The organism is Nocardia coffeae (assembly GCF_019890715.1).
Classification (GTDB): Bacteria; Actinomycetota; Actinomycetes; order Mycobacteriales; family Mycobacteriaceae; genus Nocardia; species Nocardia jiangxiensis.
This window is the reverse complement of sequence record NZ_JAINZY010000009.1, coordinates 93,950-109,864: the sequence shown is the minus strand read 5'-3', so window position 1 is coordinate 109,864 and position 15,915 is coordinate 93,950. Positions and strand designations below refer to the sequence as shown.

Genomic DNA, 15,915 nt, shown 5'->3' with positions numbered 1-15,915 from the left:
CGGCTCGTCACGACTCACCAGTGTGTGGTCACCGGATCGCCGACGCTGACCTGGTTGTAATACCACTGTGCATCCGCGGGCGCGAGATTGATGCATCCGTGACTGACATTCGAATTGCCCTGCTGCCCGACCGACCACGGCGCGGAATGGACGAAAACTCCACCCGAGGTGAGCCGTTCGGCGAATTCACCTTTCAGGTAGTAACCCTCGGGCGAGCTGAGCGGAATGCCGATGGTGCGCGAATCGAAGGTGATGGTGCGGTCCTTCTCCATCACCGGGAAGGTGCCGACCGGCGTCGGCCGGGACGGCTTTCCCATCGATGCGGGCATCACCCGCGGCGCCTGGCCGGGGACGAATACGGTGAAAGTGTGCGCGGACATATTGGCATCGGCATGCGTTCCGCCATTGCTGACGAATCGCGTCTGCGCATGTCCGGCCTGCACCGTGAATCGAGCGTTGACCGGCAGCAACTGGTCCGGCGTCCAGACCAGTTCCCGATCGCCGTTCCAGGCGAATGCGCCCGGTAACCGCTGATCGGTGCTGATCGTGACGGATCGTTCGGCCAGTGCGCGATCGGTGACCGGTTGCGCGAAATCGACCGTGACCGGATGTGCGATACCCACCAGTGCACCGTTGGCAGGTGAAATCGACGTTACGGCAGGAATCTGCTGTGGTGTGAGCAATGCCGCGGCGGCGGTACCGGAGGTAATCGCCGCGAGGGCTGCGATGATGATCGCGAAGAACAAATGACGAATCATGTTCCGCATGACCCCACCCCTTCGCTGGTGTGGTTATGAGACGTTCATTTTAGAACTTCATGATCACGCCGACCCGTCGAAAGCGCGCGCTTCGTAACCAAATTGTCGCATGTCGTAACACCGCTCCTCGCCGCTCATGTGCTGTTCGGCGGGATTTTCACTCAGCGGTGGACGGCGGCCATCACATCGGTGTAGACCGCGTCGGCGCGCGCGGTGAGCTCCTCGATGCGGATGAGCACCGGGGCGAACTCCGCGCCCTCGCCCTCGCTCAGGGAGGTCACGTTGATGGCGATGTTGAGCCGGGAACTGGTGGCCGCGGCGCGGGCCGCGTCGGCCGCGGCGCCGATGTCGGTGACCACGTTCGGATTGCCGATCGGCAGCAGATCGGCTGCGAGCGAAAGGATTTCGTCGGCCTCCGCGACCACGGCGGCGGGCACCCGGGCGGCGGCGAGCAGCGCGACGGTGATCGCCTCGCCGCGGGCGGCGCGCTCGGCGTCGGACTCCTTGGGCAGCTTGTAGGCCGCGCCGACGGCGGTGAACGCCTCGGCGTCGGCGTCGGCCAGGGCCAGCGAGCGCTCGCGCGCCGCGTCGGCGGCGGCGATGATGCGGTCGATGGCGGGCCGGTTGTCGGCATCCTTGGCGCGGGTGGTGTAGCGGGCCACCATGGCCACCAGCGCGGCGGCCTGGGCCGCGTGCAGCGCCGCGACCGCGCCGCCACCGGGAGCGGGGATCTTGGCGGCCAGATCGTCCAGGTACCGCCCGATGGCCGAGGCACCGAAGGTCGTGGTGCCGGTGGACGATGCGGTGTCCTGAGACATGTTGCGGGGCCTCCCGTTTCGGTGCGCGACTGTTCGAATGATCGGCGCGGGCCGATCGGTGCCAGGGATGCGCATACCGTACCGGGTTCGCCGCCGGGTGTGCGGTCCGGTACCCGGGTCGGCGCGGTGGCCGGATCTTCGAGTGTGGGGGGTCACGCGGTCCGATGGCCGATGCGCAGTAGGTTGAGCTTCATGCGTATCGGATTGGGCATCAACTATGCGGGCGGATTCAAGGAGGTCGCGGCCGAGGTCGCGGATCTCGAGCGTGCGGGCCTGGACATCGTGTTCGTACCGGAGGCCTACTCCTTCGACGCGGTGAGCGCACTGGGCTATCTGGCCGCCAAGACCGAGCGCGTGCAGCTGGCCTCGGGCATCCTGCAGCTGTACACCCGCACGCCGACCCTGACCGCGATGACCGCGGCCGGGCTGGACTACGTCTCGGACGGCCGCTACATCCTGGGCCTGGGCGCATCGGGCCCGCAGGTGATCGAGGGCTTCCACGGTGTGCCCTACGACGCCCCGATCGGCCGCACCCGCGAGGTCGTGGAGATCTGCCGCCGGGTGTGGCGGCGCGAGCGCCTGTCGTTCGAGGGCAAGCACTACACGATCCCGCTGCCCGCCGAGCAGGGGACCGGCCTGGGTAAATCGCTCAAGCTGATCAATCATCCGGTGCGCGAACGCATTCCGGTGCTGCTGGCCGCGCTGGGCCCGAAGAACGTGCAGCTGGCCGCGGAGATCGCCGAGGGCTGGCAGCCGATCTTCTTCCTGCCCGAGAAGGCCGACGACATCTGGGGTGAGAGCCTGGCCGCGGGTAAGGCGAAGCGGAATCCGGCCCTGGGCGAGCTCGAGGTGTTCGCCGGGCCCGCGCTGGCGATCGGCGACAACGTCGAGGGGCTGCGCGAATTCATCAAACCGCACCTGGCGCTGTACATCGGCGGCATGGGCGCGAAGGGCAAGAACTTCTACCACACCCTGGCCACCAAATACGGCTACGGCGAGGCCGCGGACCGCATCCAGGAGCTGTACCTGGCCGGTGAGAAGGACGCGGCCGCCAAGGCCGTGCCCGACGAGCTGGTGCGCGACGTCTCGCTGATCGGGTCGGCCGGGTTCGTGAAGGATCGGGTCGCCGCATTCGCCGAGGCCGGCGTGACAGTGCTGAACGTGGTGCCGATGGCCGAGACCGCCGCGGACCGGGTCAAGCTCATCGAGCAGTTGCGCGGCCTGGTCTGAAACGACCGAAATCCCGTCGTCCCGGCGCACATGCCGGGACGACGGGCACTTCGAGGTGCTAGTTCTGGCGCAGCGCGGCCAGCGCGCCGTCCAGGGTCGTATGCATCGAGAAGACCTTGTCCAGGCCCGTCACCTTCAGCTGACGGCCGGTGGCCGGGCCGTCGGCGACGACCATGATGCGGGTGGTCTCACCGGCGCGCTTGTGCGCGCCGACGAGGGCCGCCATACCGGCCGACGCCAGGAAGCTCACCTGGGTCAGATCGATGATGACGACCGCGGGCTTACCACCCAGTGTTGCTTCGATCGCGTTCTCCAGCGCCGGGGCGGTCGCCAGATCGACCTCACCCGCGACCGTGAGCACGGTCGCTTCGTCGTGCACCGAGACCGATGTGGTCATCGCGTCGGCGAGGGGATGCGCGTCTCCGGAAGTGTTGGTCACCTAGACAATCTGCCACGAACCCGCGCCGGATGCCGCATCGTCCCGTGGATTGTCGGTGTTTCGTAGTATTCCCGAACGCGAAAAGCCCAGGTACGCCGACTATTCCGAATTTTCGGGACATTTGCCGACGAGGTGTGCTCCGGGGGCGTGCGGGCGCTGTGTGCGAGCGGGAGCCCGGCGGCTAGACCCGGCTGGCCGCCGAGAACGACACCGCTGGAAGTTTGGCGATCATCCGCACATGGGTGCCCACCCCGACGTGATCGATCGTCAGCTCGTCGGTCAGCGCGTGCATCATGGCGATCCCGCGACCGCGGTAACCTGGATCCTCCGGGAGCGGTCGCCAGCTGCCGTCGTCGGAGACCTCGATGGTGACCCGGTCCAGCGCGCAGTCCGCGGACAGCACCACCCGGCCGGGCGAGCCGCCGAGATACGCGTGCTCGATGCAGTTGCTGCACGCCTCGTTGGCGGCGGCGACCAGATCGGTGGCCAGGTCGGCGGGCACCGCCGCCGCGCCCAGCCAGGCGGTCAGACGGCGGCGCATCCCGGACAAGCGGCTCGCCTCGGCGGTCTCGTCCAGGTGCAGTGCGCGCGGCGGCTGCCGGTAGACGACCATGGCGACGTCGTCGTCGTAACCGCCCGCCGGTCGCAGCCGGGACAGCACGGCGTCGGCGACCTCCCGCGGCGGCATGTCGGCCGCATCGGACAACTCGTCGGCCAGTTCGTCGAAGCGGATGTCGATGTCGACACCGCGCTGTTCGACGAGCCCGTCGGTGAACAACACCAGCGTCGAGCCCGGTTCGAGTGTCGTGGTCGCCTCGGGGCGCTGCGGAGTGTCGAAGGTCGCCAGCGGCACCGCCCGCCCGCCCTCGAGCAGACGGCCCTTCGTGCCGGGGGCGGCCAGCACCGGCGGCATGTGCCCGGCGTTGGAGTAGCGGAACGTCCCGCGCTCGGGATCCAGGATCGCCGCGCAGACGGTCGTGCACATCGCACCCGGGATGCGCGCGGCGACGGTGTCCAGCTCGGCCAGCAGCTGCGCCGGTCCGGCCCCGCGCAGCAGCAGCGCGCGTGCCGCGGTGCGCAGCTGCCCCATCACCACCGCCGCGGACAGACCACGACCGACGCAGTCGCCGACCACCAGGCCGATCGTGCCGTCGGGGAGTTGCACCACGTCGTACCAGTCGCCGCCGATCTCGAGCGGTGGCAGCGCGGGTTCGTAGTGCACCGAGAACCGCGGCGGCAGTTCGATCGGCCCGAGCATCGCGCGCTGCAGCGTCAGTGAGGTGGAACGGGCCGCGTCGAAGTTGCGTGCGCGCTGCACGGCCAGGCTGAGCTGACCGACGAGTAGCGAGAACAGCGCCCAGTCGCCCGGACTGATCGCGCGGGGTGCGGCGAAACGCAGCCACAGCGCGGCGTCGCCGGTCTCGCCCAGCGGCGCCACGATGCCCTCGGAACTGGCCGCGCCCTCGGGAATCGCGAACATCGTCCGGCCCGGCCGTACCCAGGCGCGATCCAGCAGCGCGCGCGCTCGCGCGTCCAGCACCTGCCGCGACTGCACCGCGTCCTCACCGGAGACGTACATTTCCGGTCCGGTCTGGCGGTTCGGCCACATCGACACCACGGCGGTCTCCGCGCCGATCGCCAGACGCAGCTCGTCCAGGCCGACGGTGAGCACCTCCACGACGCTGGTGCAGGCCGCGACCGCGGTCGCCAGCCGGGAGACGGCCTGATCGCGGGCCTGCGCGTCGTGTTCGGCGGTGACGTCGCGGATCGTGCCGACGAAGATCCGCTCATCGTCCTCGGGCCGGATCAGCGAGGACGTACTGACCGCGAGCCACAGCCGCCGCCCGTCCCGATGACGCACCGGCATGACGAACCGCGCCGCCTCGGTGCCCAGATCCGGATAGTGCGTCTCCTCGGTGATCGTCCACGGGTGCGGCAGCGCATAGGGCACGGTCTCCGGCCCGTATCCGGTCAGCGCGCCGAAGGCGGTGTTGACCTCGGTGAGGGTGCCGTGCGAATCGGCGACGAAGAAGCCGTCCTGCAGCGATTCGACCAGTGCGGTGCGGAAGGTGTCGCGTCCCTCCAGGTCCTCGGCGCGCAGCCGCTGCAACTCGTAGGACCGGGTGCTGTCCAGGAATCCGCGTGTGGCCACATCGAGGGCGGCCAGGGTCTGCAACAGGAATTCCAGCGCGGTGTCCCCGGCGTCGGGGCCGCCGGGATGGTCGCCGCCCTCCGGGGCCGCGGCCGCGGGCGGCGGGGCGAGCAGATTCCACCGGCCCAGCAGCCGGAAGTGGTGTTCGGTCAGATCCAGGATGCTCACGCCCTCGACGAGCGCGCGGCGGCCGAGTTCGTACCCTTCGGCGAGGGTGTACTGGGTCGGCGAATCCAGGTGCAGGCGTAACGCATTCGTGTACGCCTCGCGGAACGCTGCCAGCACCGTGGTCATGTCGCGGCCTCGCTGCCTCGCCCGGAGATCGCATCCGGTACGACGTGCAGACGGGGGGTGCGCCGGTTCATTGCACCGGACCCGTATGCCCACGATTACGCGCGGCCAGCACCAGCGCGTCGTCGGTGTCCTTGGAATAGCCCGCGAGGATGTCGGCGGTGATCTCGGAGGTCGGCCGGGACAGGTCCACGGTGTCGGCGAAATCGCTGACGATGCCGTCGGTGGCCATCAGCAGCAGATCCCCGGCGCGCACCGGAACCGTCTGCGTCTGCAGATTCGGCGGCAGCCGGTAGCCGACGATACCCGCGGTCAGCAGCGCGGTCGCGCGGACCGCGAGGGTGCCGGGGGCTGCGGCGACGATCCGGGATTCGACATTGCCGACGCCGAGCCAGTGCACCCGGTCACCGGAGTCGAACAACGCGAGAGTCAGTGCGGCGCCGCGGGTTTCGGCCAAGGCGCGATGGCACAGCAGAGCCAGTACGTCCAGCGGTTCGGCGCGGTTGTCCGAGAGCACCTGGGCCGCGCGATCGGCGGCATCGGCGGCGGCGGCCCCGTGGCCGAGTCCGTCGAGCACCGCGAACAGCACCGAATCCCCGCCCGCGTCCAGGACCACCGCACGGTCCCCGGACACGCGTTGACCGGGAAGCGCACGACCGGCCGCGGCCCATTCGATGGTGCCGATCAACCCGTCGTCACGCACGGGGAGGCACCCACTTCCACATCTCGACCAGCGTTCCCTGGCCGGGGCCCGAGTCGATGATCAGCTGGTCCATCAGCCGACGCGCACCCGGAAGCCCCAAGCCCAGACCACGTCCCGTGGAATAGCCGTCCTCGAGCGCGCGCGGGATGTCCAGGATGCCCGGACCCTGGTCCTGTGCCTGGACAACCAGGGCCGCACGTCCGTCTCGATCCTCCACAGCCACGCGGACCTCACCGGTACCGGCGTAGCTGGTGATATTGCGTGCGATCTCCGAGATTGCCGTGGAGATCATGGTGATGTCGGTCAGGGAGAAGCCCAGCTTCGCTGCTAGTTCCCGCCCGGCCTGACGTGCGGTGACGATGTCGCTCGACATCTTGACCGCGATCACCACACTGTCACCGACCACGATCACGACCATCTCGTTGGTTGCGGGTGTGCAGCTGTCTGTTCAACCAGGACAAGCCCTCTTCGAGGTCCAGTGCGGTGTGCATGTCCTCGAAGGTGAGACCCAGCTGGACCATCGCGAACGCGACCTCGGGCTGCAATCCGACGATGACCGTCTCCGCACCCCGCAGCTTGGTCATGTGGGCGATCGTACGCAGCGAGCGCGCTGCGAAGGAATCCATCACATCGATCGCGGTGACGTCGACGATGATGCCCTGGGCGCGATATCTGCTGACGTAGGTCATCAGATCGTCCTGCAGGCGCTCCGTGTCGGCGTCCGTGAGGGCAGATTGCACGGACGCGATCAGGTAGGTGCCCTGTTTCAGAATGGGTACCGGCATCTTCCCGCCTCGGGTTACCGTCCGTCGCGATCGGTCAGGCGGGAGATCTCGTATCCGAGCAACCGCTCGGCCGTCTCGATCCCACCCTGCAGATCGCCGACCGCGTTCATCTTGGTCAGGTCCAGGCCGATAGTGACCAGGGCCAGCGCGATCTCCGAGGACAAACCGGTGAGGATGACGTTCGCGCCCATCAGCCCGGAGGCGTCGACCGTCTGCACCAGGTGGTTGGCGACAGTGGAATCGATCATCGGCACACCGGTGATGTCGATGACGACCACCTTGGCGCGGTTGGCGCGGATGGCGCGTAGCAGCTGCTCGGTGAGCTGGCGGGCACGCTGGCTGTCCAGCACGCCGATGATCGGCAGAATCAGCAGTTGCTCGCGGACCTGCAGAACCGGCGTGGACAGCTCGCGGATGGCTTCCTGCTGCTGGCGGATGACGCGCTCGCGCTCCTGCACGAAAGAGATGGCCACGGTGCTCGCGATGCGGTTGGCGGCCGGTTCGTAGGCGTCCAGTACCCGCTTGAGCAGATCGAAGTCCGATTGGTACTTCTCGAACAGGCTGCGCGAGAGCACGTCTCGCAGCAGCAGCACGATGCCGATGACCTCTTCGGTGTCGACGCCCCGGGGGATGATGCGTTCGGAAAGGTCCCGCGCGTATGCCTGCAGCGCTTCGACGCTACCGGTCTGCAGCGCCTCGACGTAGTTGTCGTAGATCGAGGTGGCCTCGGAGAAGACCTCCTCGGGCGTCATGGCCGTGAGCAGTGCGGCGACGCCGATGCGACGGGCCCATTCCTCTCGCAGGTCGGTGCGATTCTGCCGCAGGTGCTCGACCAGCTGGGGGAGCAGATCGTTGGCCGGACCAGTCGGCAGCGAATCCGGCGACAGGCCGATGGACACGTCGGACATGAATACTCCTGCCCCTTTCGTTAAGGGTAGGTCGGTTGCTTCGTCTGGCTCGCGCACACGGCTGCTCTCGCATGCCCTGTCGAGCCTAGTCTTACCCGATACCCGCTGCTTGCCAAAACAAACATCGAGGACGTGCGAGAACCTCATCCGGCGCGGTCGTCCCGGTCGCGCAGACGCGGCTCGTCCCGGCGCTCGGACAGCTGGTCGGAGTGCCTGTCGAGGGTGGGTGTCCCGGTCTGGGCGGGGCGGCGATGATGGGTCAGCAGTGTGTCGTAGATATCGGCGAGCGCGGTGAGCTGATCACGGTCCAATACGTCGATCATGTGCCGGCGGACGCTGTCGACGTAGGCGGGTTCGGCGGTGGTGAGCACGTCCGAACCTTTGCCGGTCAGGACGGCGGCGGTGCGCCGCGCGTCGTCCGGAATCGATTCGCGCGCAACGAGTCCGCGTTTCTCCATTCGCGTGATCTGGTGCGAGAGCCGACTCTGCGACCATTCCAGGACCGCGGCGAGTTCGGCGAAACTGCGCCGATGGTCGGGGGCGTCGGCCAGCCGGGCCAGCACCGTGTACTCCACGTAGGTCAGGTTCGAGGCCCGCAGCGAATCGCGGCCGACGGCCGCTGCGATGAGGTCGCGGGTGAACACGAAGCCGAGCCAGGCCCGGGACTCGAGATCGTCGAGCCAACGGCGTTCGGTCACGATCTCGTGCCGCGTCCGTGACGGGTCGAGCTTGGACTGGTCATGTGTTGCCTTCCACCTTGGTCGTCCCCACTTCAATGACAGGTACACCGAGCGTGTTGAAGGTGCAACCTGTGTTTCGTACCGGGCAAGATTAGGCTTGCCTGACATCGAATGGGCGGGCGGTGTCTGGATACAGTGCCAAGTGCTCGATTCCAGCCACAAGGAGTGCGATTCGTGACCACGCCTGACTTCCTCTACTCGGACCTGTTGCCGACCGGCGCCGACGAGACCCCCTACCGGCTGCTCACCACCGAGGGAGTCAGCACATTCGAGGCGGGCGGACGGACGTTCCTGCAGGTCGAGCCGGATGTCCTACGGATGTTGACCGCCGAGGCGATGCACGACATCAGCCACTACCTGCGCCCGGCGCACCTGTCCCAGCTGCGCAAGATCATCGATGACCCGGAGTCCTCCGGCAACGACCGGTTCGTCGCGCTGGACCTGCTCAAGAACGTCAACATCTCCGCGGGCGGCATTCTGCCGATGTGCCAGGACACCGGCACCGCGATCGTGATGGGCAAGAAGTCCGAGGGCGTGCTGACCGGTGCGGACGACGCGGAGTGGATCTCGCGCGGCGTATTCGACGCGTACACCAAGCTGAACCTGCGGTACTCGCAGCTCGCCCCGATCACCATGTGGGACGAGAAGAACACCGGTTCCAACCTGCCCGCGCAGGTCGAGTTGTATTCCACCGCAGCCGATCCCGCCCATCCGGCGTACAAGTTCCTGTTCATGGCCAAGGGCGGCGGCTCGGCGAACAAGTCGTTCCTGTTCCAGGAGACCAAGGCCATCCTGAATCCGACCCGGATGCTGGAATTCCTGGACGAGAAGATCCGCTCGCTGGGCACCGCGGCCTGCCCGCCGTATCACCTGGCGGTCGTGATCGGCGGCACCAGTGCGGAATTCGCGCTCAAGACCGCGAAATACGCCTCGGCACACTATCTGGACGCCCTGCCCACCACGGGATCCATGGCCGCGCACGGCTTCCGGGACGTCGAGCTCGAGCAAGAGGTGTTCAAACTCACGCAGTCCTTCGGCATCGGCGCGCAGTTCGGCGGTAAGTACTTCTGCCACGACGTGCGCGTCATCCGGCTGCCGCGGCACGGCGCGAGCTGCCCGGTGGCGATCGCGGTGTCCTGTTCGGCGGACCGCCAGGCGCTGGCCAAGATCACCCCCGAGGGCGTCTTCCTCGAACAGCTCGAACGGGAACCGGCGCAGTACCTTCCGGAGCAGACCGATTCCATCCTCGGCGGCGACGTGGTGCAGGTCGACCTGAACCGGCCGATGTCGCAGATCCGCGAGGAACTGTCGAAGTACCCGGTGAAGACCCGCCTGTCGCTGACCGGTCCGCTGGTGGTCGCACGGGACATCGCGCACGCCAAGATCAAGGAGCGGTTGGACGCGGGCGAGGAGATGCCGCAGTACCTGCGCGATATGGCCGTCTACTACGCGGGTCCGGCCAAGACGCCCGACGGGTACGCCTCGGGTTCGTTCGGCCCGACCACGGCCGGCCGGATGGACTCGTATGTCGATCAGTTCCAGGCCGCGGGCGGCTCGTTCGTCATGCTGGCCAAGGGAAATCGCTCGGCGCAGGTGACCAAGGCGTGCAAGGAGCACGGCGGGTTCTACCTCGGTTCCATCGGCGGTCCGGCCGCGCGGCTGGCCCTGGACTGCATCAAGTCCGTCGAGGTGCTGGAGTATCCGGAACTCGGCATGGAGGCGGTCTGGAAGATCGAGGTCGAGAACTTCCCGGCCTTCATCGTCGTGGACGACAAGGGCAACGACTTCTTCGCCGAGACCCAGAAGCCCATCGCCCTGCGCGTGCGCACCCGCTCGGCCGAGCGGGTCTGATTCGGCCTCCCGGCGCGGCGGATTCCGCGCCGGGGACTCGTCTCAGAGCGTGATTCCGGTGCGCAGCAGGCGATTCGGGTCGGCGGATCGAGCCAGGGTGCGCAGCCGGGACAGGTTGCCCGCGTAGTACTGATCCGCCGTGACACCGGGTTCGGCATAGTTGGCGTACGCGCCGACCGACGCGGAGCCCAGCGTGCGGTGCGCGGTGGTGATCCACGCGCGCGCGTCGTCGGGTGAGTCGGGTTCGTCCACGATCCACTGCAGCGTCGCGGCGTGCGCGCGCCAGGGGAATGCGGTGGCATCGGCCCGTATGTCGCGCACCGCGCCGTCGAGTGGGTCGACGAGTACGTAACCGGTTGCGCCGCTGCGAGATCGGGCGGTGACGATATCGACGATGATGCCCGCCACCCCCGCGTTCAGCTCGCGTAGTATGTCCGATCCGGCGACCTTGGTCGAGCGCGGGATCGTCGATCCGCCCGCGATCGCGTCGGCGGCCGCCAGATGGTCGAGAGTTCGGCGGGTCGTGGATGTCGGCGTGCTGGCGACCGCGGCGGTCAGTCCGGCAGCAGCGGCCGCACCCTGTCCGGCGGGCGTGACCATCACCATGGAACATTCGACAGCGCCTGCGGCAGCGCCGATCTCGACGTTCGACCACACCGAGCGATCGGCGGTGGGCAGCCAGCGGGCCCAGCCGGTCAGGGCCTGCACCGCCGCGTCGGCGGGGAAGCCGATCCGCACGATGTCGCGAGCCTGCGACGGGACGGTGCGGAAGGTGAGCGAGGTGAGGATTCCGGCGCTGCCGACGCCGCCGCGCAACGCCCAGAACAGTCCGGGCCAGCTGTCCGCCGAGGTGTGCGCGGTACCTCCACCGGGCAACACGACATCCGCGGATTCCAGTACATCGCAGGTCAATCCGTAACGTCGGGAGTCGACGCCGAGTCCGCCGCCGAGGGTGAGTCCGGCCAGTCCGACGGTGGGGCAGGAGCCGATCGGCAGCGACCTGCCGGACTTGTTCAGCTCGGCCAGTACCGGGCGGATGCGCACGCCCGCGCCGACCGTCACCAGGTCGCCGGTCAGCGTGATCTCGTCGAGTCCGCGCACATCAACCACCAGCGCGCCCGTGGTGGCCGAGGCGCCCACGTACGAGTGCCCGCCCGCGCGGGCGGCCAGCGGCAGACGATGCTCGCGGGCGAAGGCCACGGCCGCGGTCACATCGCTCGCCGCCGTGGCCTCCACGACGGCGACCGGTGCCTCGGAGTCGAACCTCGGGTCGAAAAGCTCTTTGGCGGATCGGTATTCGCCGTCGCTGGGAAGTAACAGCTTTCCCCGCAAGGGTTTTCGCAGGCCCGCCCAATCGAGGGTGTCGGCGGTGGCCGTAGCCGGATGTGTGAGTGCGGCAGCGGCGGTCAGTGCGCCGACACCGCGCAGCAGGGTGCGGCGTGGCAGTGGGCCGCGGTCAGTGGAAGTCACCCGATGTTCTCCCGGCGAGGTAGGGATCGCGACCTGTGGGTACCGAACTCGATCGGGCCCGGTACGCCCGACCATACCCGGCGTCGGCGCGGGCGGGGGACAGCGCGGTGAGGGTGACCAGGGCTGCCGCGCCGAGTGCGGCGGCGGCGACGAAGATCATTTCAGGGGTGGATGACATGGCGGCTCTCGATTTTCTGCGCAAGGTTCTCCGTCGTTCGGACTCGGCCGCGGGCGAATGCGAGTACTCGCACGCCCGTGTTCAGCGCGGTGGGCGCGGCCGTGCCGAGGGCGGGAACCAGGAGGGGATCGAGCCGCAGGGTTGGCGTGTGACGTCGGCCACGGCCACGGCTGGTGTGAGAACCAGTGCGGCACACGGTATCCGGGGGGCATGCAGCATCGAACCGTACCTCCTGAGCATGAGTTCGTGAAGCCGATCACCGAGAGCGGTGGCGCACCGGTTGATCGGTCTTGCCGCCGCGACGTGATCACAGCGTAGCGAATGATCAGTTACCGGAAGGAACAACGGTGCGTTGTACCGGACTGGCCGGGGGTAGGTGCACCGAGCCGGAAAATCCGACATCGGAGCGAAATAAGGGCAAAATGTATCGACACGCCGAATTCCCAGACCATTACTGGTGTGGCGGTGTGTGTCAGCGGGCATTCTGAGTATTCGGCGACGTTCGGGCATCATTCCCGGACCGGTCGACATGATGGAGGTTTCGGGCGTGCAACGGCGAGTTGCGGGTGAGTGGTCGGTGCCGATGGGTGAGCCGCAGATGCGGCAGGCCCGCGGTGTGACAGGGCGTGCTGCGGCGCGGACCCTGCCGTGGTGTCCGCAGGGATGGCTGCTGCTGGAGTTACCGACCGCAGTGTTGCTGGCCGTCTTCGTCGGCACCGGATGGCTGGGCTACGCCCAGAACGGGCGTCCCACCACCACCGGCCCCATCCCCGCGGTCGTCGTCCCGGCCCCCGATCCCGCTGTGCCGGGCCTGCGCTGAGCAACGGCGACACGGGAGTTCACGCGTCCAGGATCTTGCCCGGATTCAGTAGTCCGTGCGGGTCCAGGGCGTGTTTGAGCCCGGTCATGATCTCCACGGCGGCGCCGTGCTCGTCGCGGAGATATTTCTTCTTGGCCAGGCCGATGCCGTGCTCGCCCGATGCGGTGCCGCCGACGGCGAGTGCATGGCGCACCACGGCATCCGAGAACCGGAGGGCGGCAGGGAGATTCGATTCGGTGTAGGGCACTACGACATGCACGTTGCCGTCGCCGATGTGTCCGGCCACGCTGATGTCCAGACCCAGCTCGACGCCGAGCCGGGTCGCGGTGCCCACCGCATCGGCGATGCGGGAACACGGCACGGCGGTGTCGGTCACCAGGAACCGGTGCCCGGGGCTGCGGGCCTTGAGCGCGAAGAACAGTGTGTGCCGGTCCTCCCAGAGTGCGTGTCGTTCGGTGTGCGTCCGGGCCACGGTGACCGCGGTTGCGCCGTGCGCCCGGACGATGCGATGGATCTCGCGTTCGTTCGCGTTCGCCGCTGCGGCCGAGGCCGTTTCGAGATCGACGAACAGTGCGGGCATCTCGGCATAGCGGGTGCCGCGGAAGTCGTTGACAGCGGCCATACTCGCGGCATCGACGAATTCGAGCCGGCTCACCGGCAGTGCGAGTCCCAGCATCTCGACCGCGGCGTCCACCGCGGCGGTCACGTCCGGAAACGAGATCCGCACCGATGCAAGGCATTCGGGAATCGGGTGCAGTCGCACGGTCAGCTCGGTGATGATCGCCAGGGTCCCCGCCGATCCGATCAGCAGGCTCTTCAGGTCGTAACCGCTGGAGGACTTCCGCACCGCCCGACCCAGCCGCATGACCCGGCCGTCGGCGAAAACCGCCTGCAGTGCAACGACATTGGCCCGCATGCCGCCGTACCGCACACTGGTGGTGCCGCTGGCATTGGTGGCGGCCATCCCGCCGAGGGTGGCATCCGCGCCCGGGTCCACGGTGAACTGCAGGCCGAATTCGGCTGCCGCCGCGTTGAGCCGGGTCCGGGTCACCCCCGGCTGCACGGTGGCGGTGAAGTCCGCGGGCGAGATGTCCAGGATCGAATCCGCTCGAGACAGATCCAGGACCAGCTCGTCCCCGCGGGCGAGCAGATGCCCTTCCAGACTGGTGCCCGCGCCGCGGGGGATGAGCGGGGTGCGCGAGTCGCGTGCCCAGGCCACCACGGCGAGCACGTCGTCGAGACCGGTCGCGTGGGCGACCCCGCGCGGGCGGCTGCCGCTGCGGCCGGTCTCGTCGGCGACGAACTGATCGAGCACCGCCGCGCGGGTGTCGATCGGAATCGGCGGCCCGTCGAACGAGGTGGTCATCCGCGTTCGAGGACGGTGGTTACCAGCATGGTGTGGTCCTCCATGCGCCGGGTCACCGACCAGCCGAGTTCGGCGAACGCGGCCTCGTACTCCTGTTGCGTCCACAGTCGCACACCGGTGATCGTGTGGTAAATCTCGTAGGTGGGCGAGAACCAGGGTTGCTGGGTCCACTGTTCGGCCTCGAGGAGATACCCGTCGCCGATGACCAGACGGCGCAGGTTCGGGAACCACTCCATCCAACCGCGCAGCACCGCCGCGATGCCCTCGCCGTCGCTGGCGAGCTGATGCAGCAGGAAGAACGACATGGCAGTGGTGACGCTGTCGCGGTCGACGTGCGCGAGCCAGGCCGGAGGTTTGGCCTCGGGCTGCACCGAACCGGCCAGCAGGGTGACCCGATCGGTGAGATCGAGCCCGGCCAGGACCGTGGTGGCCTCGTCGATCACCTCGGCCTCGATGTCCACGCCCAGGAATCGCTCCCGCGGTGCGATCGCCGCCAGGGCCTGCACCCGACCGGCATCGGCGCAGCCGAGATCGATGGTGCAGCCCGGGGTTTCGTCGGCGGCGATGGCCGCGCCGATGCCCGCGAAGATCTCCGGGCGTCGTCGGGCGATATCGGTGCAGGCGCGCGCGACCTCGCCGGGTTCGGTTGCGGCGGGGATGAATTCGTCGAGCGCGGCATCGGACAGCCTGCGGAACGTGGGTTCCCAGCCGCGTACCGCGCACCGGACGAAACCGCGATTCTTGCCGACGTCGTGACCGGTGTGGGTGAGGTGGTAGCGGTGGTTGCGCCGCGTCAGGAATCCGGCGCGCACCAGCCCGACGGCCACCGCCTGCTGGATGCCGGTGGTGGGTGCGATGGTGTTGCCGCCCAGGAGCGTCACCCACCAGCCCCAGTCGTCGGCGGCCACGATGAGCTGCCCGGCCGTCTGGCCCTCGATGACGTCGCGGATGGTGAAATCGCCTACGGCGGAACGGGTATGCACGAGTGGAGTTGCGGCGGTCATGATGGATCTCCCTCAGGATTCGGCGACCGCGATCGCCTGGATTTCGATGAACAGCCCCTCGATGGGCAGGGTGGTGACGGTTGTGGTCCGCGCCGGTGCGGCTGACTCGAAATACTTGGCGAAGGCCGCGTTCCAGGACGCGAACCACCGCCGGTCGGACAGATAGCAGTCCAGTTTCAGGACCTGTGCGCGGCTGCTGCCCGCCGCGTCGAGTGCGGCGTCGAGCTGGTCGAGCACGTTGGTCGCCTGCTCGTCGAAGGTCTCGGCGGACGGCGTCATCGTGGCGGTGTCGATCGCGGCCAGACCCGAAGTGAAGATCAGGCCACCGCCGATGCGGGCCGCGGGAAAGGGAGCGTTCACGAGACTGTTCTCCTTCCGCGGACCGGCGTTGTGCGCAGGTCG

Annotated in this window: 17 protein-coding genes; 3 read left to right on the top strand and 14 right to left on the bottom strand. The window is 68.1% G+C overall.

Translation table 11 applies throughout. The features are described 5' to 3' along the window. Positions 1 to 14: 14 nt before the first annotated feature. On the bottom strand, positions 15 to 767 hold the full coding sequence (locus tag K7711_RS28910; RefSeq protein WP_222972628.1) for a L,D-transpeptidase: 753 nt from the start codon (positions 765 to 767) through the stop codon (positions 15 to 17). A 152-nt stretch (positions 768 to 919) separates the two neighbouring features. Then, on the bottom strand, positions 920 to 1,576 hold the full coding sequence (locus K7711_RS28905; RefSeq protein WP_222972627.1) for a cyclodeaminase/cyclohydrolase family protein: 657 nt from the start codon (positions 1,574 to 1,576) through the stop codon (positions 920 to 922). Between the two features lie 192 nt (positions 1,577 to 1,768). Here K7711_RS28905 and K7711_RS28900 point away from each other — a divergent pair, with 192 nt between their 5' ends. After that, a complete protein-coding gene (locus tag K7711_RS28900) occupies positions 1,769 to 2,806 on the top strand; it encodes an LLM class F420-dependent oxidoreductase (protein WP_222972626.1) in 1,038 nt (345 codons plus the stop codon). A 58-nt stretch (positions 2,807 to 2,864) separates the two neighbouring features. Here K7711_RS28900 and K7711_RS28895 read toward each other — a convergent pair whose 3' ends face one another. The 7 genes from K7711_RS28895 to K7711_RS28865 form a co-directional block, all read right to left on the bottom strand. Continuing rightward, positions 2,865 to 3,245: an STAS domain-containing protein gene (locus K7711_RS28895; protein WP_308014994.1), complete on the bottom strand. Its 381-nt coding sequence runs from the start codon at positions 3,243 to 3,245 to the stop codon at positions 2,865 to 2,867. Between the two features lie 181 nt (positions 3,246 to 3,426). Further along, the gene (locus tag K7711_RS28890) at positions 3,427 to 5,691 is read right to left on the bottom strand and encodes a SpoIIE family protein phosphatase (protein WP_222972625.1); all 2,265 of its coding nucleotides are present in this window, start codon (positions 5,689 to 5,691) and stop codon (positions 3,427 to 3,429) included. A 67-nt stretch (positions 5,692 to 5,758) separates the two neighbouring features. After that, on the bottom strand, positions 5,759 to 6,391 hold the full coding sequence (locus tag K7711_RS28885; protein WP_222972624.1) for a SpoIIE family protein phosphatase: 633 nt from the start codon (positions 6,389 to 6,391) through the stop codon (positions 5,759 to 5,761). Next, positions 6,384 to 6,809 (bottom strand): anti-sigma regulatory factor, encoded by a 426-nt coding sequence (locus K7711_RS28880; RefSeq protein ID WP_051193150.1) that lies wholly within the window; start codon positions 6,807 to 6,809, stop codon positions 6,384 to 6,386. Before K7711_RS28880 ends, K7711_RS28885 begins: the two co-directional genes overlap by 8 nt. Then, on the bottom strand, positions 6,787 to 7,176 hold the full coding sequence (locus K7711_RS28875) for an STAS domain-containing protein (RefSeq protein WP_040823159.1): 390 nt from the start codon (positions 7,174 to 7,176) through the stop codon (positions 6,787 to 6,789). Before K7711_RS28875 ends, K7711_RS28880 begins: the two co-directional genes overlap by 23 nt. A 14-nt stretch (positions 7,177 to 7,190) precedes the next feature. Beyond that, a complete protein-coding gene (locus tag K7711_RS28870; RefSeq protein WP_040823156.1) occupies positions 7,191 to 8,084 on the bottom strand; it encodes an STAS domain-containing protein in 894 nt (297 codons plus the stop codon). Between the two features lie 143 nt (positions 8,085 to 8,227). Next, positions 8,228 to 8,782: a MarR family winged helix-turn-helix transcriptional regulator gene (locus K7711_RS28865; RefSeq protein WP_222972623.1), complete on the bottom strand. Its 555-nt coding sequence runs from the start codon at positions 8,780 to 8,782 to the stop codon at positions 8,228 to 8,230. 216 nt (positions 8,783 to 8,998) lie between these two features. Here K7711_RS28865 and K7711_RS28860 point away from each other — a divergent pair, with 216 nt between their 5' ends. Then, positions 8,999 to 10,675, top strand: coding sequence for a fumarate hydratase (locus K7711_RS28860; protein WP_222972622.1), 1,677 nt, complete (start codon positions 8,999 to 9,001; stop codon positions 10,673 to 10,675). Positions 10,676 to 10,717: 42 nt separating this feature from the next. Here K7711_RS28860 and K7711_RS28855 read toward each other — a convergent pair whose 3' ends face one another. Further along, positions 10,718 to 12,145: an FAD-binding oxidoreductase gene (locus K7711_RS28855; protein WP_222972621.1), complete on the bottom strand. Its 1,428-nt coding sequence runs from the start codon at positions 12,143 to 12,145 to the stop codon at positions 10,718 to 10,720. Next, positions 12,132 to 12,323, bottom strand: a complete 192-nt coding sequence (locus K7711_RS28850) for a hypothetical protein (protein WP_222972620.1) — start codon at positions 12,321 to 12,323, stop codon at positions 12,132 to 12,134. Before K7711_RS28850 ends, K7711_RS28855 begins: the two co-directional genes overlap by 14 nt. 547 nt (positions 12,324 to 12,870) lie before the next feature. Here K7711_RS28850 and K7711_RS28845 point away from each other — a divergent pair. Further along, entirely contained in the window at positions 12,871 to 13,143 is a 273-nt protein-coding gene (locus K7711_RS28845; RefSeq protein WP_222972619.1) for a hypothetical protein, read from the top strand. Positions 13,144 to 13,162: 19 nt separating this feature from the next. On the opposite strand, the gene K7711_RS28840 is transcribed toward K7711_RS28845, so the two are convergent. The 3 genes from K7711_RS28840 to K7711_RS28830 are packed head-to-tail and all read right to left on the bottom strand — an operon-like array spanning position 13,163 to position 15,873. Then, positions 13,163 to 14,509: an FAD-binding oxidoreductase gene (locus K7711_RS28840; protein WP_222972618.1), complete on the bottom strand. Its 1,347-nt coding sequence runs from the start codon at positions 14,507 to 14,509 to the stop codon at positions 13,163 to 13,165. Then, positions 14,506 to 15,513, bottom strand: a complete 1,008-nt coding sequence (locus K7711_RS28835) for a class I SAM-dependent methyltransferase (RefSeq protein WP_222972617.1) — start codon at positions 15,511 to 15,513, stop codon at positions 14,506 to 14,508. The genes K7711_RS28840 and K7711_RS28835 overlap by 4 nt, the downstream gene beginning before the upstream one ends. A gap of 12 nt (positions 15,514 to 15,525) precedes the next feature. Further along, on the bottom strand, positions 15,526 to 15,873 hold the full coding sequence (locus K7711_RS28830; protein ID WP_222972616.1) for a RidA family protein: 348 nt from the start codon (positions 15,871 to 15,873) through the stop codon (positions 15,526 to 15,528). Positions 15,874 to 15,915 lie beyond the last annotated feature (42 nt).